Origin of the sequence: Pseudomonas sp. MMS21 TM103 (genome assembly GCF_022132145.1) — a bacterium.
GTDB lineage: Bacteria > Pseudomonadota > Gammaproteobacteria > Pseudomonadales > Pseudomonadaceae > Aquipseudomonas.
In genome coordinates, this window is sequence record NZ_JAJISP010000005.1 from 232,503 (window position 1) to 253,025 (window position 20,523).

General features: G+C 56.9%; 15 protein-coding genes and 6 pseudogenes. 3 read left to right on the forward strand and 18 right to left on the reverse strand.

What is annotated here, in order from left to right; all coding sequences use genetic code 11:
- Positions 1-76: 76 nt before the first annotated feature.
- A pseudogene (locus LJY18_RS16520) lies at positions 77-837 on the forward strand (hypothetical protein); the annotation flags it as partial.
- Positions 838-1,052: 215 nt separating this feature from the next.
- On the opposite strand, the gene LJY18_RS22765 reads toward LJY18_RS16520, so the two are convergent.
- The 11 genes and pseudogenes from LJY18_RS22765 to LJY18_RS16570 all read right to left on the reverse strand — a co-directional run.
- Complete coding sequence (locus LJY18_RS22765; protein ID WP_442964500.1) at positions 1,053-1,916, reverse strand: methyl-accepting chemotaxis protein; 864 nt, start codon at positions 1,914-1,916, stop codon at positions 1,053-1,055.
- Positions 1,908-2,684: pseudogene (locus tag LJY18_RS22770) on the reverse strand (MCP four helix bundle domain-containing protein); the annotation flags it as partial. The pseudogene LJY18_RS22770 and the gene LJY18_RS22765, both read right to left, overlap by 9 nt.
- 276 nt (positions 2,685-2,960) lie before the next feature.
- Complete coding sequence (locus LJY18_RS16530) at positions 2,961-4,241, reverse strand: TRAP transporter large permease (RefSeq protein ID WP_238042889.1); 1,281 nt, start codon at positions 4,239-4,241, stop codon at positions 2,961-2,963.
- The gene (locus LJY18_RS16535) at positions 4,241-4,816 is read right to left on the reverse strand and encodes a TRAP transporter small permease (RefSeq protein WP_238042890.1); all 576 of its coding nucleotides are present in this window, start codon (positions 4,814-4,816) and stop codon (positions 4,241-4,243) included. The genes LJY18_RS16530 and LJY18_RS16535 overlap by 1 nt, the downstream gene beginning before the upstream one ends.
- 87 nt (positions 4,817-4,903) lie before the next feature.
- On the reverse strand, positions 4,904-5,893 hold the full coding sequence (gene dctP, locus LJY18_RS16540; protein ID WP_238042891.1) for a TRAP transporter substrate-binding protein DctP: 990 nt from the start codon (positions 5,891-5,893) through the stop codon (positions 4,904-4,906).
- Positions 5,894-6,004: 111 nt separating this feature from the next.
- Positions 6,005-7,291: an OprD family porin gene (locus tag LJY18_RS16545; protein ID WP_238042892.1), complete on the reverse strand. Its 1,287-nt coding sequence runs from the start codon at positions 7,289-7,291 to the stop codon at positions 6,005-6,007.
- Between the two features lie 354 nt (positions 7,292-7,645).
- Positions 7,646-8,170 carry a gamma carbonic anhydrase family protein gene (locus LJY18_RS16550; protein WP_238042893.1) on the reverse strand — a complete coding sequence of 175 codons (525 nt, stop codon included), beginning with the start codon at positions 8,168-8,170 and terminating at the stop codon, positions 7,646-7,648.
- 98 nt (positions 8,171-8,268) lie between these two features.
- Positions 8,269-9,453, reverse strand: coding sequence for a CaiB/BaiF CoA transferase family protein (locus LJY18_RS16555; RefSeq protein WP_238042894.1), 1,185 nt, complete (start codon positions 9,451-9,453; stop codon positions 8,269-8,271).
- A gap of 35 nt (positions 9,454-9,488) precedes the next feature.
- On the reverse strand, positions 9,489-10,418 hold the full coding sequence (locus LJY18_RS16560) for a hydroxymethylglutaryl-CoA lyase (protein WP_238043051.1): 930 nt from the start codon (positions 10,416-10,418) through the stop codon (positions 9,489-9,491).
- A gap of 117 nt (positions 10,419-10,535) precedes the next feature.
- Positions 10,536-11,447 (reverse strand): LysR family transcriptional regulator, encoded by a 912-nt coding sequence (locus LJY18_RS16565; RefSeq protein WP_238042895.1) that lies wholly within the window; start codon positions 11,445-11,447, stop codon positions 10,536-10,538.
- A gap of 173 nt (positions 11,448-11,620) precedes the next feature.
- Positions 11,621-11,897: pseudogene (locus tag LJY18_RS16570) on the reverse strand (IS21 family transposase); the annotation flags it as partial.
- Between LJY18_RS16570 and LJY18_RS16575 the strand changes: the two are divergent.
- Positions 11,896-12,665, forward strand: a pseudogene (locus tag LJY18_RS16575) (IS5 family transposase); the annotation flags it as partial. The pseudogenes LJY18_RS16570 and LJY18_RS16575 sit on opposite strands and share 2 nt — an antisense overlap.
- Positions 12,666-13,093: 428 nt before the next feature.
- Here LJY18_RS16575 and parS read toward each other — a convergent pair.
- Positions 13,094-13,657 carry a type II RES/Xre toxin-antitoxin system antitoxin gene (gene parS / locus LJY18_RS16580; protein ID WP_238042896.1) on the reverse strand — a complete coding sequence of 188 codons (564 nt, stop codon included), beginning with the start codon at positions 13,655-13,657 and terminating at the stop codon, positions 13,094-13,096.
- Positions 13,658-13,789: 132 nt separating this feature from the next.
- On the opposite strand from parS, the pseudogene LJY18_RS16585 reads away from it, so the two are divergent.
- Positions 13,790-14,373: pseudogene (locus LJY18_RS16585) on the forward strand (IS5 family transposase); the annotation flags it as partial.
- Between the two features lie 344 nt (positions 14,374-14,717).
- Here the strand turns inward: LJY18_RS16585 and LJY18_RS16590 are convergent.
- From LJY18_RS16590 to LJY18_RS16615, 6 genes and pseudogenes are all read right to left on the reverse strand, one after another.
- Positions 14,718-14,920, reverse strand: a pseudogene (locus LJY18_RS16590) (IS3 family transposase); the annotation flags it as partial.
- A 226-nt stretch (positions 14,921-15,146) separates the two neighbouring features.
- Positions 15,147-16,448: an NADH:flavin oxidoreductase gene (locus LJY18_RS16595; RefSeq protein WP_238042897.1), complete on the reverse strand. Its 1,302-nt coding sequence runs from the start codon at positions 16,446-16,448 to the stop codon at positions 15,147-15,149.
- Positions 16,449-16,508: 60 nt separating this feature from the next.
- A complete protein-coding gene (locus tag LJY18_RS16600) occupies positions 16,509-17,282 on the reverse strand; it encodes an SDR family NAD(P)-dependent oxidoreductase (protein ID WP_238042898.1) in 774 nt (257 codons plus the stop codon).
- Positions 17,283-17,325: 43 nt separating this feature from the next.
- On the reverse strand, positions 17,326-18,498 hold the full coding sequence (locus tag LJY18_RS16605; RefSeq protein WP_238042899.1) for a hypothetical protein: 1,173 nt from the start codon (positions 18,496-18,498) through the stop codon (positions 17,326-17,328).
- Positions 18,495-18,848 carry a c-type cytochrome gene (locus LJY18_RS16610; RefSeq protein ID WP_238042900.1) on the reverse strand — a complete coding sequence of 118 codons (354 nt, stop codon included), beginning with the start codon at positions 18,846-18,848 and terminating at the stop codon, positions 18,495-18,497. Before LJY18_RS16610 ends, LJY18_RS16605 begins: the two co-directional genes overlap by 4 nt.
- On the reverse strand, positions 18,845-20,521 hold the full coding sequence (locus tag LJY18_RS16615; RefSeq protein ID WP_238042901.1) for an FAD-binding oxidoreductase: 1,677 nt from the start codon (positions 20,519-20,521) through the stop codon (positions 18,845-18,847). Before LJY18_RS16615 ends, LJY18_RS16610 begins: the two co-directional genes overlap by 4 nt.
- Positions 20,522-20,523: the final 2 nt, after the last annotated feature.

The window sequence follows — 20,523 nt, forward strand, 5'->3', positions numbered from 1 at the left end:
CGGCTCTGCCTTCGGGCAGTTGGCGCGACACTCCTCGGGAAGGCGGTGTCGCGCCTTTTTTGTATGGAAGTTCGTCATGCAAGAAGTCGTCATAGTCCCTGCCACCCGCACCACCGCCGGCAGCTTCCAGGGTTCGCTGGCTGGCATCGCCACCCCCGAACTGCACGTCGCGGTGATCCGCCACCTGCTGGAAAAACCCGGCCTGCCCCACGCGGCGCCGACACTGACCCTGAACAAGGTCTGCGGCTCGGGCCTAACAGCCCTGCACCTGGATGCCTAGGCAATCCGCTGCGGCGATCATCGCCGGCGGCATGGAGAGCATGAGCCTGGTCCCTACCTGATTTCCGGCGCACGTATCAGTCTGCGCATGGGCCACTCCCATCCGATCGATACCATGATCACCGACGGCCAGAGGGACGCCTTCAACGACTACCAAATGGACATCGCCGCCGAGAACCTGATGAACAAGTACGGCATCAGTCGCGAAGCGCAGAACGCCTTCGCCGCCGCCTCGCAGCAGAAAGCCTGCGCCGCCATCGAGGCCGGACGCTTCGCCGACGAAATAACCCCGATCATGATTCCCCAGCGCAAGGGCGAGCCCTTGGCCTTCGCCATCGACGAACATCCGCGCGCCGAATCTCTGGGCAAGCTCAAGCCGGCGTTCAAAAAAGACGTCAACGTCAACGGGGCGCCATCACCATCGGCCACCCGATCGGTGGCTCCGGCTGCCGGATTCAGGTGACCCCGCAAAACGAGAGGCTCATGCTCGACGCCAAGAAAAGGCTGGCCACCCTGCGCATCGGTGGTGGTCAGGGCGTGGCCCTGGTGATCGAACGCCGAGGTTGGGGTGTAGTGAGACGTCAACCGGGAAAACGTTCCGGTCGGCATAAAGCTGCAACTTCCAGGGTAATCCCCCAATTTTTAGTACTTGCCAAAAACGTTTTTTCATCGACGGATTACTCATCCCGGTACGCTCATTGGGGGTTTTCCGAGCGAACTACCGCCTCAGAGAGAAGCGTCTGATCGATAGACATCAATGCGCTAAAATACGGCTATAGGGTGAAACGCTGCACCAGTCGATGCAGTTGGCCCGACAGTTGTGACAACTCGCCGCTAGCCGTAGATGTCTGATGTGAGCCAGTCGCAGACTGTGAAGACAAATCACGAATGCTCATGAGGTTTCTATCCACTTCCCTGGCTACCTGCGCCTGCTGCTCAGTAGCAGCCGCAATCATCAGATTCCTGTCATTGATTTGTGTGATTGAGTCAGTTATTTCCACCAAGGCAAGTCCGGCAGCTTGGGCCAATTGCAAGGTAGCACCCGCCTGAGTACTGGTTCGTTCCATAGACATGACAGCCTTGTCTGTGCCGATCTGTATCGTTGCAACCATCTGCTCAATTTCATGCGTCGATTGCTGGGTACGATGCGCCAACGCTCGAACCTCGTCGGCTACAACGGCGAAACCCCGGCCCGCTTCGCCGGCACGAGCAGCCTCAATTGCAGCATTCAATGCGAGCAAGTTCGTCTGTTCGGCTATTGCCCTTATTACATCCAATACCTTGCCAATGTCATTAGCCTGTAGGGCAAGGCCCTTAATGTCGTCCGAAGACGATTGAACGCTTAGTACCATATTGGTAATAGCACTGGCCGTAGCATCGACCTGCTTGCGTCCGTGACTAGTGGCAATCCCAGACTGTGCTGCGGCCTGGGCAGCAGACGCTGCATTGAGGGCGACCTCATCAACCGCGGCACTCATTTCATTGACTGCCGTGGCAGCCATTTCGATTTCATCGTTCTGCCGCTGAAGACACCGTGATGCATCCTCGGTCACTGTATTGAGTTGTTTAGAGGTCGTTGCTAGCTGCGCAGACGAATCACCAATTTGATTCAATGCTTCACGCAAGCTCTGCTGCATCGTCGCTAAAGCACTGAGCAAAAGGGCTGGCTCATCACGACCGTCAACATGGATGACCTCGCTAAAATCGTTGCCAGCTATCCGTTGAGCGATGCGTAAGGCTTCGCTCAACGGTGCTAGCAAGCTGCTGGCGTAGAGCCAAGCCAGCGCTATGACTGCGATGATCGAGAAAATAATGGCGGCGCTGACCAAGACGACAGTCTCGTGAAAAATGTCATTGGCCGTCTGGCCAATTTCAGAGGCTATGGTGTCGTTCAATTCAACCAAGCGCGAGAAATCCCTGCCGAGTTTATCCGTAGCGGCTCTCAATGCCTCTCGTGCCTGCACGACTTCGAGATGCTCGTCCCCCAGTCGCATCAATTTATCGAGATAGTCGTCCTCGACCACTGACATTGCCTGGATGCTCGCCGTAACCTGTTCCAGTTCGGCGCGGGCCGCATTGCTGATCATCAAATCGCGCAGCCCCACCAACTGGATCTGCATAGGCTCTCTGGACGTCCTGATTTCGCTCAGCGCCTGCGCCTTGCGCTCGTCTGACTCGATAGGGTTACGCAAACGAATATGCTCACCGCGAAGAGCGACGAATCGTTTATCGAGAGATGCAAGTGCCCTGTTGCTAGGAACGACATACTGCTCAATTTGCTTTGTGGCATGGTTCAGTTGCGAGGTCTGTCTTAATGCAAAACCACCAAGGCAAATAACCAACAACGCAAACAAACCGAAACACAGGGCAGAGCGCGGCGCGAGTTTCAATTTTCTTAACCACATGACCAGTACTCCGGCATCAATGTCTCGGTGCAAGCGCGCGATGAAACCCAATTAACATCGTCGGTTAAGCTGGATTGTGTCGCGTATACGACGCATTGATTAGAGAGTGGCTGGCCACTGAGTGCAGCCAAAGCAAGCTGAAGAACGAAAGCCCAATTCATGGTGTTTTCTTCTTGTTAGGGATTGCTAAAAGCGGGTCACTTTATCGATTGAAAAGGGGGGCGCCTCTCGACTGTAGAACCAGCAGAGTGTGGCAGGCCCAAGGCGCACAACACTTTAGGGTGTATTCATCATGCTATTCGGCAGCCAGACCGCAATCTGGGGGAACGCAACAACCAAACCCAACCCAAGCATCATCAGTAGGACGAAGGGAAAAGAGCCACGAATAATCGGCCCCATGGGCGAATGGGTAACCGCTTTAATGGTGAACAGGTTCATTCCGACTGGTGGCGTAATCATCGCTATTTCCAGGTTAATTACGAGCAGGACTCCATACCAAATAGGATCAATGCCAAGGTGCGTCATAACCGGCAAAATAACCGGTGATGTAATGAGGATAATCGCGATTGACTCGAGGAACATCCCAAGGATGAACAGCATCACCATCATTGCCAGGATGAAACCTAAAGGCCCCATATTTAGATGGGTAACCATGTCGACGATCTGCTGTGGCACCATCATCTTCGTCAGTGCATAACTGAACACCGCTGCCGAAGCGAGGATCATGAACAACATGGCCGACGTCCGCGCGGCATCTATAGCGCAGGCCCATATATCACGAAGTCCGATGCTTCGATATGCCAGCCCAGCGATCATCAGTGCCAATATGGCGCCAATCGCAGCAGCTTCAGTTGCGGTGAATACACCGGCATACATACCGCCCAGCACCAGCCCAGGAAGCGTGATGGCCCAACCTGACTTGCGAATCGCTACAAACATTTCACCAGCGCTGGCACGCTGCTCGCGCTTGGTACCGCGCTGACGGAACATGCAATAGACGCAGAAAATCACCGCCAGCAGAAATCCAGGCAAGAGCCCCGCCATAAACAGCCCACTGATCGACGTATCGGTTGCCACCCCGTAAAGAATCATAGGCCCAGACGGCGGAATCAGAATGCCCAGGGTGCCGCCAGCGGCTACCAGGCCGTAGGCAATCTTCGGGTCATATCCGTAGCGAATCATCTGCGGAATTGCCACCGCGCCGATGGTCAGTGCGGTCGCTACACTTGAGCCAGAGATTGCCGAAAAAATCATGCAGGCTGCGATAGTCGCAATGCCAACCCCGCCCGGCAAATGCCGAGTCAATGTATAGGCTGTGCTGTAGAGATCATCAACGATGCGCCCACGGATCATTACATGGGCCATGTAAGCGAACAACGGGATGGCCACCAACACATACATCCCCGTCTTGGCGAAGACAATATCGGAGACAATCGCCAATCCGCCGGGTTCGCTGAGCAGTAGCAGTCCGCCAAACAGAGACAGACCAGCAAAAATAGGCAAGCCTGTGAGCAACAGCAGAATCAGGCCTAAAAGCAACAAGGAAATGGCGAGCATTAGTGCTTCCCCTCTTCAGTTGTGACGAATGCTGACGCACCGCATGCCAGGCGCAACAGGCTATCCACCGCGGCCAGTGTGAGCAGGCAGCCACCCAGAGGGATCAGCAGCTGCAACTGATACATAGGCAACTCCAGGTAACCCTGAGTCACCATGCCGATAGACTTTGAAAACATTGCTGCTTCCCAGCCGTTCACCACCAGAAACACGGAGAGAATCAGAACAACAGACATCGACCAGATCTGCGCCCAACGCTGAGCGCTCGAACTCATCAATTCCGTGACCAGATCCACGCCAATATGCCGGCCCTCGCGTAACGCGCAGGCGGCTCCAAACATCACAACACCGATCACTAGAAAACCCACCACTTCATCAATCCAAAGCGATGGCTGACCGACGACGTAGCGAACCACCACCGAGTAACCGATCAGGGCCAGCGCCACCAGCACACAAGCTGCGGAAAGCGCCATGGCAACGCTGAACAGCGCACCGACGACTGTGCTGAAGATCCGGCAGAAGACTGGGGGATTGATCTCGCTCATATGGTTGCTCAGATAGGCTTGCTTACTATTCATGACATCACCTCGGTGAATGATGGAAAGAGGCGCAAACCAGCGCCTGGCGCCAGCCCTGAGTCGCTCGCCTCCTCCCGGCAAAACAGGTCAGAGTTGCTTGATCATCTCGATGAGCTTTTGCCCATCCGCTGTGGTCTTTTGAAACTCCTCGATCACAGGCGGTTGCATCACACGTTCCAATGCCTGAATTTGCTCGGGCGTATGCACAGTCACCACCATGCCGACCGTCTCAAGTTTGGCCACGCCTTCTGGATCGACTGCGTCTGATTTAGGCAGCAAAGTCTGCTCAGCGCTCTGCGCGGCCTTTGCCACGCCGGCCTGTACATCAGCAGGCAGTGACGCCCACCAGCGCGGGTTGACGATCAGGTTTTGGAACACCGTCAGCAAAGGAGTTGCGACCGCATACTTCTGTACCTCGTAATAGCGACGGGCGTAAACCGCACTGGCGCTACTGACACCAGCGTCAATAACGCCAGTCTGAAGACCTTGATATACCTCAGAGCCGGGCATGGTGGATGGTGCCGCCCCCAAGGCAATAAAGCCCACGTCACTTAGTCGGCTCAGCCCCCGGATCTTCACACCCTTGAAATCCTCGGGAGCGATCAGTGGGTGCTTCTGCGAGGTAAACGTTGCGTTATTTGCATCCAGCAGCCAAGCGATATTGGTCACGCCTTTTTGCTGCAATTTTTCATTCAACAGCTTGGCGGCGTCGGAACCGTAGAAATTATTGATCTTCTCACGTGAGGTCATCAGGTAAGGAATGCTGAACACCTGCACTTCCGGCACGGTGCCGCCCCATAGCAAGCTCACAACTGACGCGGCCTCAACTTGACCGCGAGCTACAGCAGCATGGTTCTGGGTGCCTTTGAATAGTTGTTCACCTCCGAAGAGTTGAACCTCAACCTGGCCGCTGGTGTTGGTTTTTACGTCTTCGGCAAACTGCTCGAGTGCCTTCGCGACATGGTGCGAGGCCGGCAGTTGATGACTCAGGCGCATGGTGTAGTCGGCCGCATGCGCCGATGCGAAAGCACTGGCCGAAAGAATGGCAACTGCAGCGAATTTGAATGCAACTTTCATAGTGATGCCTCTTTTTGTAGTTGTTTTAGCCTGACCGCAATAGCGCCCCCAGGGCACTAAGCGTTTCTGCACACTGTCGGATCCTGGACCCCGCAGGGCCCGAACCGCAATTTAGAAGTTATGTACGTAGCTGACGATCACCCGGTGCTCGTCGGCACTCTCGGAAAAATTCGAGCGATTGGTTGAGTTCCTCCAACGCAGCGACAGGTTCTTCAGCGCCCCGGATTGCACCACATAGGTGATATCGGTGGCGCGCTCCCACTCATGCCCCTCGCCGCCAGCGGCACGAACCCGAGCCGCACGTGGTCCGCCGACATTACTCACGTCAACCTCATCACCCTTGACATAGCGCAGGCTAAAGGTCAGCCCAGGCACGCCCAACTCGGCGAAGTTGTAGTCATAGCGGGCATGCAAAACGCGTTCATTGGCCAGGGCAAAGGTACTTACCTGCATTTCGCTGAACAGGTAAGTGTCGCTACCACCGACATATGCGTAGGCGGTGTCGCCGTAACCCTTCTGGTAGCCGCCACTGAATGTGTGGCCATTGATGCTGTAACCGAACAGACTGCTGAAGGTGCGGTTATCCACCTCGCCAAGCAGCTCATCGCCGGTTTCGCGGGCATCGAAGTAGCGCAGTTCAGCGAAGGCTTTGCCCGGCCCGATTGGCTGGTTGTACTTGAGGCCGACGAAGTCACGGCGGTAGAAGTCTTGCAACTCACTGGCGTGATAGCTCAGGGTTAGGTTGGGCAGTACCTGATAATCCACGCCGCCGTATGTGTAGCTGTCGCTGGTGACTTTGGTGGAGTAGGCGCCCTGCTGAGACATGGTGGTCAGATCTTCAAATTCGCTGGAATCGCGCTGTTTGACCGAGTCGACCCGCCCAAGAGTGAAGGTTAGGGAGTCAATATCCTTGGATACCAGCTGACCACCATTAAAGGTTTGCGGAAACAGCCGACTGTTGTTGGCGGCCAGCAACGGCAGGGTCGAGCTCAAGCCACCGAGGCGTAGTTCGCTCTTCGCAAAACGAGCCTTGGCAGTCAGCGCAGCTTTGGAATAATTGTCTTCGGCACGCCTGTCCGAACCACGCGGCAACAACCCGCTGCCGGTATGATCCGGACTGGAGTCGAGCTTGAGGCCGAGCATACCGATCGCATCTAGACCGAAACCGACCGTGCCCTCGGTGAAACCCGACTGCAAGCGCAGGGTGAAGCCCTGGGCCCACTCTTCACGCTTAGACTGCTTGGCGGTGCTATCACGATAGTCGCGGCTGAAATAGAAGTTACGCATTTCCAGACTACCACTGGCATCGTCGATAAAATCAGCGAACGCGGCAGGAGCCGTCACGCCCAGGCTGATGCAAAGCACTGATTTGATGGCAAGGCGGAGTTTTATTGTCATTGTGGCTTAACCCATTTTTTTATTGGAAGACCCTGCAGCCAGGGCAAGTCAATCTCCGGGCAGCGACAAGCCGCCCGTAGAATTCAGGAACACGCGTGATCGATGGATTGCCATCGCAGGAAAGAGGCATAACCTGGTGCCAGGGGAGCACTGGTCTGCGCCAGGGTATAACGCAAAAGCCTTGGCGAGGAGGGGGTATCGCGACACTCAGCAACGACAGGTATGTTCCTACCGATCATGATGTTTCTCTATATTTGTAATTGTCGGAGAGTTGTTCTTGCACTCACGCAGGTGGCGCGGTTTTGACTCAGGTGACTCCAACGTATGCACAGGCCTAGGCATGCACTTGTGCATTCAGCCGATGCGCTTCAACGTCTGCTTGTGCTTCTGGGCGCGCTCGACATAGTCGCGAGCGTTTTCATGGAACTTGGCGACAGTTTCTTCAGTAAGCTCGCGAACCACTTTGGCCGGCGCACCGATGATCAGAGAGTTATCCGGGAAGACCTTACCCTCGGTAACCACCGCACCAGCGCCGACCAGACAGTTCTTGCCAAACACCACACCATTAAGCACAACCGCCTGAATACCTATCAGGGTGCCGTCGCCGACAGTGCAGCCATGCAACATGGCCTGATGGCCGATTGTGACGTTGTCGCCGACCTTAAGAGGAAAGCCAGGGTCAGTGTGCAACACAGCACCTTCCTGCACGTTGCTACCGACGCCGATATCGATCACCTCGTTATCGCCACGCAGCACCGCTTGCGGCCACACGCTGGAGCCTTCATGCAGCACCACATTGCCGATCACAGTGGCGTCGTCAGCCACATAACTGCTCTCGTGAATCTCCGGCTGCTGCCCATCGTATTGATAAATAGCCATTTCCTAATCCTCTGCCTCTAGTCGGAGCCAGCACGATAGCCGCTCTCAGCATTCAGTTCGTGCCGACAACTCCGGGGTCGCCGTGGTTCTTTCGGGTCTCAATCGTCGGTCTTGAACACACCGGCGGAGCGCAACTCATCGATCTGCGCCTCGCTATAGCCCAACTGCAACATGACCTGACGGGTGTGCTCGCCAATCCGCGGAATGGAGCAACGCGGCTGCAGCCGCTCACCGTTCAGCGACAGCGGCAACAGCGGCATGTCTGTCAACGATCCGTCTTCCAGTTCAAGCTTGGCCAGGCCGCCACTCTTGATCAGGTGCTCATCGGCGAACAGTTCTTCGGGCCTACGGATAGGCGCAAACGGAATCCCATTGGCTTCGAGCTGAGGAGCCAGAGCCTGGGCATCGATATTGGCGAACACTTCGGCAAGGTGCGCCAGCAAACGCGGGCGCTGTAGAACTCGGTCGTTGTTGGTGGCCAATGTCGGATCAGCCATTAGAGTGTCCTGTCCCAACAGCTTGCAGAGCGCCGTCCATTGACCTTCGCCGGTTGCCGCGACGAACATTTGCTCTTTACCGGCGAACTCAAAGACGTCGTAGATTGCCCAGGCGCTGATGCGATTGGGCATGGGCGCTGCGGCCTCACCGGTAACCATGTACTGCTGCATATGCTGAGCGGCAAGCAACACGCAGTTCTCATACAGGGCACTTTGCACTTCCTTGCCAACACCTGTTTTGTTCCGCTCATTGAGCGCGGCGAGTACACCGATCGCACCAAACATGCCGCCCATGATGTCGTTGACCGAACTACCAGCACGCAGTGGCCGACCGACCGGGCCGGTCATATAGGCCAACCCCGCCATCATCTGCACCACTTCGTCGAGGGCCAGACGTTTGTCGTACGGACCACTGAGAAAACCCTTGTGCGTGGCATAGATCAGCTTCGGATTGCGTGCTCGCAACGACTCGTAACCGAAGCCCAGGTCAGTCATGCGCCCCGGCTTGAAGTTCTCGATGAACACATCGGCGGTATCGATCAACTGCAACACCGCATCTCGGCCTGCCGGCTCGTTTACGTCGATGGAGATGCTTTTCTTGTTGCGGTTGAAGGTGCGAAAGAACCCTGCACCAGCACCGAGCAGACGCCGGGTACCATCACCACGAGTCGGCTCGATCTTGATCACTTCGGCGCCCAGGTCACCGAGGATCATGCCGCAGGTCGGACCCATGACCATGTGAGAAATTTCAACGACACGGACGCCGTCAAGGGGCAGATTCGACATATTCGTTATCTCCAGAATCAGGTTTTCGCCAGGCGTCAGGCGTTGACAGCAAGCGAGCGATAGTTCTTTGGCAGACCCGCGCGGGCGATATAGCCGTACAGCGGCTCACCCGGCAGCGAGGACTCGAGCAGGTCACGCGAGGCAATCAGCTTTTCCAGGTCGATACCGGTATCGAAACCCATGCTGCTGAGCATGAACACCAAGTCTTCAGTGACGGTATTGCCGGAAGCGCCCGGGGCGAACGGGCAACCTCCCAGCCCGGCGAGCGAGGAGTCCAGCTCACGAATACCGTGCTGAACCGCGACAAGACTGTTGACCAAGGCCAGGCCGCGGGTGTCATGGAAATGTGCTGCCTGCAATTTGTCGCCGGCAATGGCACGCACGGCGTCAATAGCTTCGCCGACTTGACCCGGGGTGGCGTAGCCTGTGGTGTCGCCGAGGGAAACCGCATCGCAACCGGTTTCAAGAACACGCCGGGTTAGCTCGCACAAGTCGCTGAGCGGTACATGTCCCTGGCGGGTACAGCCGAAAGCCACAGACATGCCAGCAATAAGCTGCACTTGGTTCATGCCCGAACTGCTGCGCAACTCGCACATGCGGCCGAACTCTTCAATCATCTCCAGCGGCGTGCGCCGGACGTTGGCCAGACTGTGGGCAGAGCTGACCGAAATAGGTGCAACGATGCGGTGCGCACCCGAAGCCAAAGCGTTTTCAGCGCCACGAAGGTTGGGCGCAAGCGCGGTAACAATCAGATCGGGATAAGTCAGGGCGTGGGCGATGATCTCACTGGCGTCAGCCATCTGCGGCAGCAATTTGGCGGGCACGAATGATGCGACTTCCATGTATCGGACACCTGCGGCATAGGCGGCGTCGATCCACTTTTTCTTGTCGCTGGTGGGCATGACGCATTGCAGACTTTGCAAGCCATCACGCATACCCACTTCATTGATAATTATTTTTGTCATTTGGGTGTCTCTCAAGGCAGTGTTGCTTGGGGGCAAGACTAGAGAGACGACCCAGTAGGGAAAAGACGTTATTCACGCGCTGATCCATCGTCATAGACGATGGATCAGCCAGAGGCGCTATAGCTGCGACTGTAGAACCGGAACCCGCGCCAACAGGTGGTTAAGCAGACGGCGAGCGGAAAGCGAGAGTGCATCAGCATCGCGCACGCAGATGACAAACTCACCCTGTGCCCACTCATCCACCAGCGGAATGACATGCAGATCAAACAGCTTCGCGTATCGATTCACCGCCTCCTGCGGAAATACCCCCAAAGCTAAACCTACTTGTACCAAACGATAGGCTGCATCGAATGAGGACACATAGGTGCGAAAGCGCAGTTCCCGCCCACATTCGGTCGCGGTTCTCTGCATGTACGTATTCAGCGTGGCATACACCGAAAGCCCTAAGTGGTCGTAGTCCAGGGTTTCCTGGAAGGCAATGCTGCTGCGCCCAGCCAACGGGTGTCTGGAATTGACCACCACGGCCAAATGGTCAGTGCGATAGGGAATAAACTCTAAATCGCCCACTGCCATAGACTTGCGACAGATCCCCAGATCGGCATTCCCTTCAAGCACCCCACGTACCACATCCGGGCTGAAGCGCTCCTCGATATCCACCTGAATATGCTCGTTAGCCAGCATGAACTCGGAGAGCTCTTCAGGGAGGAATTCCATGATCGAGGAGACGTTCGCCAACACCCGCACATGCCCACGAGCCCCCTCGGCATATTCACTGAGCTCACCCTGAAGCAGTTCCATACTGCGCATCAGCTGCCGAGCATGCCGTAATAAAGCCTGCCCTGCCGGGGTAGGCGTAACCCCACGCTTGCTGCGGATCAGCATCGGCGTACCAAAGGTCGCCTCGATATCGGCGATACGCTTACTCACCGCCGAAGGCGCAATGAACTCACGCTCACTGGCATGGGCAATTGTCCCTTCCTCGCAGACAGCGATGAAAAGTCGTAAGGAGACAGGGTCGACATGCCACATTTATTCGCATACTCCAGCGTGATTTCTATACATCGAGCATAACGATCCAGGAAACTGCTTGCCGCTTCTTTTCCAATACTCGACCAGGGTCTATCACATCACACCTTGCGCCGCCATCTAGTCGATGATGGCCTTCTTCTGTTCGTCGGTTGTAATGATCTGCAACTCGGCACGCCGCCAAAGAAGGCAAAGGCGCGGTTATGCGCATCAAATACCATCTCCTGCGCCTCGCGCGGATAGGCCCGCTACGAACATCTTCCGGCTGTAGCTCAGGAGTAAATGCGCGACCTTGACCGTCTGCACCACGCCTGCAATCTCGACCTGCTCATGGCTCCAGTAGAACTGGCAAGCATCGCCAGGCGCGAATACTAGCGGTACAAACGCCTGCGTAGCTGCTGGGCGGGTCTTACACGTTATCCACTGCTTCACGAAGCGCTGCACGCTGTCATACAGCAACCCGGCGATGGAAGAAGCACTGTACGAGAGGACCATCCTGCGCCAGTTTACCGGATTGAGTCTGGAGCGAATTCCCGGCGAAGCCACGATTTTCAACTTCCGCGACTGCTGGAGAAACACGAATCGGCCGCGGGAATTCTGGCCGTGATCAATGGCTATCTGGTCGACCGCGGCCTGTCGTTGCGCCAAGGCGCCATCGTGGATGCCACGTTGATTAATGAGCCCAGTTCGACCAAGAACAAAGACGGTAAACGCGCCCCGGAAATGCACCAAACCAAGAAAAGCTAGCAGTATTACTTCGGGAGGAAGGCCCATATGGGCGTGGACGCCGAGTCCGGCCTGGTACACAGCGTGATGGGCACGGTGGCCAACGTGGCGGAGATCACCCAAGTCGATTTGCTGTTGCACGGCGAGGAATACATGGTGGGAGCTGATACAGGTTATACCAGTGTCAAAAAGCGTCCGGAGCATGATGGCCGGAAGGTTATTTGGCAGGTGGCGGCACGACGCAGCACCTACAAGAAACTGGGCAAGCGCAGCGCTTTATACAAAGCCAAGCGCAAGATCGAGAAGGCCAGGACACAGGTTCGGACCAGGGTCGAACACTCATTCAGAATGATCAAACGCCAGTTCGATTATGTGAAGACGCGCTTCCGTGACCTGACGAAGAACACGGCGCAACTGGTGACACTGTTCGCGCTATCAAACCTGTGGATGGCGCACAGAAATTTACTGACTTATGCAGGAGAGGTGCGTCTGTAATGCGGGGAATAGCTGCCGCGAGGTGCTTGCGGCGGCTAAAAACTCAGAAATAAGCAGGTGATCTGATCGCTTTTCATCGATTCACCGCTTTCAAAATCGGCAGAGGCTGAAGTCAGCCAGAAATACATGGCTACTTCAGACCTTCCCTAACAGCATTATTGCCACAGTGCCCGACGGCACTCATGCTAAAAAACCAGCGTATTGCGATTCAGAAAGTGCTAGCAGTCAGCACTGTTGAGTCCGACGGTTTCAGCCCAGCCTCGATGAAGGTCTGAGTGAACGAGTCCACGCTGCCGTAAACCACCCGAACACCTTTCGAGTTCTACCGGCCACCGACCTTCTCGGCACCAATCCCGCTATCCCATGTTGCACCAAACTCTTCAGGGTCCAATCGCCAAATGAAAAGGTCGCCGCTCCCTGGCCCATGATCATTGGTAGACCCCGTACTCCAGGCGGGTCAGGAACTCGCTCACCAGTTGTGTGCCGATCGAGTTATCCAATAGGTCGATGGGTCTCCTGCCATCAAGGCCAATTGCAGGCTTTGACATCCATGCCTCTGCAAGCTCAGGAGTACCTATCACCCTGATTGCCTGCTCTAGGATTTGGGCACCCAGGAATGCTCGGGCACTCTGCTCTGAGTTCAATGGCTCTGCTGGTTTCTGCTGACGCCGCTTAATGGTTCGTTCAGAAAGTCCTGTCAGAGCCATCAGCAGATAGTCGCTATTGAACATTTGGAGCGACTTCGTGAACTCAGTGAGCGTGGCAATCGTGATCCCTTCTTTGGTCACGCGATACACCGCCCCCAGATCATCAGGCGAAGCTCCACCCGTGAGAAGGCTGGTGACCAGCGCACTCTTGGAAATATCTGTACTCCTCCCTACGTGCGTGGTTTTGTAATGGTCGACTGAGTGACGCGTTTTAAATAGCCCGCCCTTACCTTTCACGACGGCTGCTTTGGCTTTTCCGGCTCTGCCGGGTGCTGCCGCGTCCATAAGCACCTCCCTTTTCGTCACGTGACGCTAAATGTTGCGCCAGATGCCGAAAGTGTGTACCTGATTAGTAAGTCATGCCAGTACCTTTCGGGACACGGGTGAGAGTCTTCAAAAATTTCGCAGCTAGGTGAAGGGCTGTCGCTGCGCCAGGGCACCATCGTCGATGCCACGCTGATCAATGCGCCGAGTTCGACCAAGAACAAGGAGCGTAAGCGCGATCCAGAAATGCATCAAACCAAGAAGGGCAACCAGTACTATTTCGGCATGAAGGAGCACATCGCGTGGATGACGAGTCAGGTCTGGTGCACAGCGTGGTAGGCACGGCAGCGAACGTGGCTGATGCCACCCAGGTCGACAAGCTGTTGCACGGCGAGGAAAAAATGGTGGACGCCGATGCCGGCTATACCGGTGTCGAGAAGCGCCCCGAGCATTAAAGCCGTCAAGTGATCTGGCAAGTTGCGGCACGGTGGAGCAATTACAAGAAATTCAATAAGCTCAGTGCACTGTACAAAGCCAAGCGCAAAATCGAGAAGGCCAAGATGCGCGCCAAGGTCGAGCATCCGTTCCGAGTGATCAAGCGTCAGTTCGGTTATGTGAAGACGCGCTTCCGTGGCCTGGCCAAGAACACGGAGCAACTGGTCACGCTATTCACGCTGTCAAATCTGTGGATGGCGCACACACATTTACTGACAACTGCAGGAGAGGTGCGCCCGTAATGTGGGCAATGCCATCGCGAGGTGCTCGCGGTGGCTAAAACAGAAAGATGAGCAGGCGATCTGATCGTTTCAGATCAATTTTCCGCTTTCAAAATCAGCGGAGGCTGAAGTCAGCCAGAAATGCATGGCTACTTCAGAGAATCCTTAAGTTGATGACATTGGGCGATAACCTGAATCTCTACTGAAATTAGCGAGTTTATGAAAATAAGCTAATTTCGCTAATTTCGGTATACATGGCTCATGCAGCGCAAAATTCGTATCGATTCAACAGCGGCTGGGCCGGGGATGTCTACCGGAGCGGGGGTAGTCCAGAATGGCGGAGTGAATCGACCACTGTGTAGTGGTCAACAAATACCGGACACGACGTTAAATTTTTTCTCGGCCTGATCTAGGGACATCCACCGTTGAATTGAGGGGGCTGGATCCAGTTGTACCGATGCATCAAAAAATGGCTGATATCACGCTGGGCTTCATGGGCAGTTCTGTAACCCAGCGTCGGTATCCATTCGGTTTTCAAGCGGCGGAACACACGTTCCATCGGTGCGTCGGCGCTCCTATGTCAAAGCAGACCCGCCGAGCACGCCAAATCGGCCACAATCAATGCTTACAGCTCCCGGACGATATACCGCTTCAAACAACGTTGAATTTATTTTGAGGACAAGCCTTCCAGTGTCCGGCGTTTAACGTAGACCTGCGACCTCGAGCCTTCTTGGTCATAAACACCCCGATAAGCCTCAATTATGAGGCTTATCGGGGTGTTCGCTCCAATTGGGTCACTTCATCTTCTGCGCAGCGCGGGCGAGCGTGTCGGCGGCACCCATCAGCACTTTGTTGCCTGCCGCCCACACAGCAAACTCCTGGCCTGGGCTGGAGCGTTTGGTGTCTGGAGCCTCGCTCCCCATCTCCGGGTTCTTGTGGCAGGCAACCGGAACGTTGAGGATCAGCCGGCGCAGGCAAGAATTGGCGTGGTCACACCACACGATCTCGGCCTCGCGGCCTTCGATGACCTTCAACGCGTAGTCCGGATCGGCCAGCATCTGCCGGGCAAGCATGCTGGCATCCACATGGCCAGCCGTGATCGCATTCGCCGCTTGTTTTGGGTCAGGCGTGCTGGACAGGAACAGGCGGACCCCGCTGCCGAGCGCCTTGCGAAACGCCTGTGGTTCGCCGTGGGCAAGCATGTTGCCGGAAGTGCTCGGCACGTTGTCGCGCATCGACTCGTAATTGCCTTCGCTGAGTGAGATGAAATCAAGGCCGGCCCTGGCGATGTGCGAGGCCACTTCGGCGAAACCTTCCGGCTCCTGGCCGCCACGCATGTGGTCGTTCACGCTCATGCGCAGACCCACAGGGTAATCTGTACCAACTTCGGCACGCACTGCGGCGACCACGTCGCGCAGGATGCGAGCGCGATTCTCGGCTGAGCCGCCGTATTCGTCGGTGCGCTGATTAGACAGCGGCGACAGGAAGGAAGAGTAGAAGTAGCACATGTGTGCGCCGATCTCGACGCCATCGAAACCGGCAGCCTTGGCCCGGCGCGCGCCGGCGACCACGCTGACCTCAATATCCTTGATCTCCTCGGCACTAGCCTCATGCGGCACCGGAGTGATGCGGCCACCAGGGATGTAGAGATGGTTGGGCAAGCCGCCGGAACCGATGCTCACCGGCTTCGGGCTGGCTGCCGAAATCCACCTGTCGTTGCGCGGTACACCCATGCGGCCGAAGCTCGGGAAAAGCTGGGCAAACACCGGCGTGCCGTATTCGTGCACTGCGGCGGTTAGGCGTTTGAGGTCATCGACAAACTCGTCTTTGTCGAAGCGAAGGTTCGGCGCAAACGGCGACTCGTTCCAGGCCCGCTCGCTGCATACCGATCCGCCGACGATGACCAGGCCCACCCCGCCCTGCGCTCGGCGCTTGAGGAACGCGATGCTCTGCTCGCTGGGTCGGCCGTCTTCGGTCGGGCGCAATACTGCCATCGGCCCAAGGATGATGCGGTTTTTAATTTCCAGCCCGTTGATCTTCAGCGGGCTGGCCAGCACCGCGGCTGCATTGCTCGTGCTTGTAATCGTCATCGTCATCGTCAAAACCACTCTTGCCTATTGGGTATTGCCCGAACCCATTGTCTAGAACGGGGGAGGCTACATGATCGAACTCGCGCCACCATCCACCGGGATATTGATCGCGGTGACCCATTTCGCCTCGTCGGACGCAAGGTAAAGACCGGCCCAGGCAACGGCGATAGGCTCACCCGGCTTGCCAGTAAGGGTGCGCTCTACGATCGGAGCCACCGGTGCCTTGTCGCCAAGTTCCCGATACATCGACTGAATCGGAGGTGTGTTCATCACGCCCGGGCTGATCGAGTTGACCCGCACGCCGACGGCAATACCTTCGGCAGCAAGCTGGCGGGTTAGGGCAAGCACAGCTCCCTTGGCCGCAGCATGCGCCGCCTGCGGTAGTGCGCGTGCTCCCTGGAGGCCGGCACCGGAGCCGATGTTGACGATAGCTCCGCACGACTTCACAAGGTGCGGCCAGGCAAGCTGACAGGCACGCCAGACCAGATCGAGCTCGTTCTGTATGGTGAAAACGTAATCGGCATCACTCTGTACCGCGAAAGGCGCGAAGCGCGGCAGACTGGCGTTGTTGTAGAGCACGTCAATACGGCCATGCCTGGCGGCGGCGCCATCGATCCAACGCGCCACTTCGTCGCGACTGCTGAGGTCGACCGGGGCAACCACGTCGATAGAGTGACCATCGGTTTCTACCAGTTTTGCGGTTTCCGCCGCCGTCTCGGGATTAATGTCGCAACCGACGACGATTGCGCCTTCGCTGGCGAACAACCGCGCCGTCACGCGCCCCATACCGCTGCCGATGCCGGTCAGCAGCACCACCTTGCCCTGCAAACGCTTGCTCATGCCAAACCTCTTATTGTGTGTTTCATGCTGTTGCTTTGCTTCATTACGAGTTGCGGGTGCCAAGCCGGAAGCTGGTGGCGGACAGGAGGCCCAGCACCAGAGCCGCCCAGCCCAGGCTGCCGTAACCGATATGCTGCGCTAGGACGCCACCAAGCAGCGGGCCAGTGGCCGAGCCGGCCATGACCATCACCGGCGTGGCCGCAACCACGCGACCGGACGGATCCAGCCGCGCCAATACGCCGAAGGCGAATACATGGGTAAATGTGACCACGGCAATGAGGATCGAGGTCGCGACGATGTACACTCCATAGCCGCTCCACTGGGTCACGGCAAAAGCGGCAGCTGCCTGGATCAGTGGGCCTGCAATGACCACGCCTGCGGCCGACAAGTGTCGTTCGAGCATGCTAGAGAGGGCTACCGGAACAAGGTTCACGAATCCACTGATGACAAGCACCGTGGTGATCTGCGCGGCGCTAAACCCGTGCCAACCCCCTACACGTTCGATGAAGCCGAAGACCATCGAATGGCTCACCATAAGCAAACTCACGCCGGCGATGCCGAACCACACTCGCGTAGGCAGTTTGGCGAGCGCCAACCGCTCGTGATGGACCGTACGGGCGACGTTCGGAAAAGCCAGCAGTCCTGCCAGTGAGGCAGTGAACATGATGCCTGACATTGTGTAGAAGAATATGTTCGGGCCGATCTTGCCCACTAGCGGAGGCAGTGTCGCCATCACCAGGATGGACACCAGGCTTAAAGTGGTGAACGCCATTGCCGCTGTGCGGTGCGGATTGGCAGTGCCACCCATCGTCCCGTGAACTATCGACAGGCCGCAGCCGACAGCCAGGCCTGCGACGACATGCGCCGAAGCCAATAGGCTGTAACTGCCACTTATGCTCGGCATGGTGGCGAAGGCCATACCAGCCACTGCATAAGCCGCCGACGCTATGCCCTTGCGGTTGAGTCGAGAAAGTTTGGGGGCGATACACAGGCTGCTGAGCACAACCGATCCGAGGAAAAGAGTCAGCAAGAAGCCTGCACTCTGCGGATCAAGGGCTAGCTGCCCGATTAAGACGATTCCGACCCAGATCGGCAAAGTGGTGATATCCATCAGGCCAGCACAATGCCCGATGACGAGCGCTGCGGTACCGTTGCGCGATTCCCGCCGGTTGCTAGCCGCCTTGGTCAGGGAGTCAGAAACAGAATGCGAGCTCATTGGTCTTTGGCCTTTAGGTAGTCGACAAGCAACTCAAGGTCGGCGTCGGTGATTTCGGTTTTACGGAATGACGGCATGATCAGTACGCCGTTGCGAACGAAATACTTGATGAACGCTGGGGCCAAGTCCGTGCGATCCTCCAGCGCCGCCGGCAGACTGCCGCCATACTTGGCCTCCAGCGAAGCCGTGCCAGGCATGCGCGGAGCTGCGGCGTGGCAGATCACGCACCACTGGTCGTAAATTTGCTTGCCGCGATGGGCCGGCTCGGATTCCTTCGTTGGTGCAGCAGCGGCCGCGATAACAGCCGAACACGCCAGGACCACCAGCATGCTGGTAAGAATATTTTTCATTTGGCGCCAGTCCTCAAGTGCTTGGGCCAGATGCCATATCGGCCCGGCGACAGAATCCCGTTGGGGTCGATGGCGTCCTTGATGGTTTCGTTCAAGCGCAGCAGGCTGTTGTTGTTGTACGAATACAGGCCCATGGCCTGGTCCTGGAATTCAGGGTGGCAGCGGTATTCGCCCCAGCCATGCTGCGCGCCAATATCGAGCATCGTCCGATAGGCCTTGACGGATGCTTTGTTCATTGCCGTGTCGTCGGTAATCGGAAAACCTACGATGAACAGGAAGGTGCGTTCGAAGAACGGAGCAGGCAGTGCAAACGGTCTGAGGTTCCAGATTGGGACGTTCTGCAGCGCGGGGATGGTGCGGTGTGCTTCTTCGAAGACGCGATTGGCTTCGAGGATGCCTTCCGCACTCTGTGGAATGACCGGAGAGAACCACATGTGGCCGCGCATCGGATGCGGATTGCCACCCGCGCGCGTGCCCATGCCGAAGAAATCCATGTTTGGCACGCCCACGTCCTGCGGATAGATTGTCCATTCAGCGGACGCCTTACGCGGATCGGTCTGGATCGGGCCAGCCTGGAATCCGACGCCCTTGATCGCCTTCGACGCCCGTTCCTGTACCGCCTCCCACTGCGCCTGAATCACCTTCCGCGGACCGTAGAACTTCAGGTGGAGCACCCAATACGGGATCTTGTTGTCCAGACCATACTTCTGAAGCTCGGCGGAATAACCAACCTTAGCCTTCGCCACTAGGTCGGCCTGCTCCTTCTTCAACTGCGGCGGCCCTTCGTAGAAGGCATCGACCAGATGTTTGACGTAGTTGCTGATGCCGAGCAGCGGACTGCCCATTTCCGGCGCGCCAGGCGCCAGGCCGCTGTTCTCGGCGTACTTGAGCAATTCAACCACGGCGTGCAAGTCGTCATAGCGCGGGGCCGTGACTACGCCGTGCATGAAAGCTTCCGGCGCAGGCATCAACCAGATGCCCATCTTGGTGACAACGCCGAAGTTGGACTGGGAGAAGATGCCATCCAGGATCGGCCCCATGCCCATCTTGAACTGCCCCCAGGTCTTGGAACCGGGCAGCGCACCCATGCCGGTACGCACCACTTCGCCGTTGGCTAACACCACCTCCAGGCCGCAGTGCGAATCGAAGTGATTGCGAAAGCGCGACAGCGTATGGCCCACGCCATGGTCAAGCGCATTGCCGAGTACACTGCCCCAGCCCGGATCGGCCACGTCCAACCACACCTTCAAACCGCGCTCCTGGATGTAGTTGTACAGATCGAAATAGCTAACGCCTGGTTCGACGATGGCGTATGCATTGCTTTCGCTAACCTCGATGATGCGGTTCATCCGCTTCAGGTCCAGCACTACACTGCCTGAATGGTTCGGGGCCGAACCGCCATAGCCTAGGTTTTTACCGGTGGAAACCGTGTAAAGCGGGATGCGGTGCTTATTGGCAATACGCACCAGCGCCTGCACTTCCTCGGCCGAACTGGGGGCCAAGGCAGCAGATGCGCTTCGATCCTCGGGTGTTTCACGCAGCGGGGAATAGGCATCACGGTAGGGAAACAGGTCTTCGTCCGCGGTGAACACCCATTCCTTGCCGACTACGCCGGCAAACTCTTGCAGCGCTGTGGCAAAGACCTCGGGGGATACATTTGGGGGTATTCTCATGA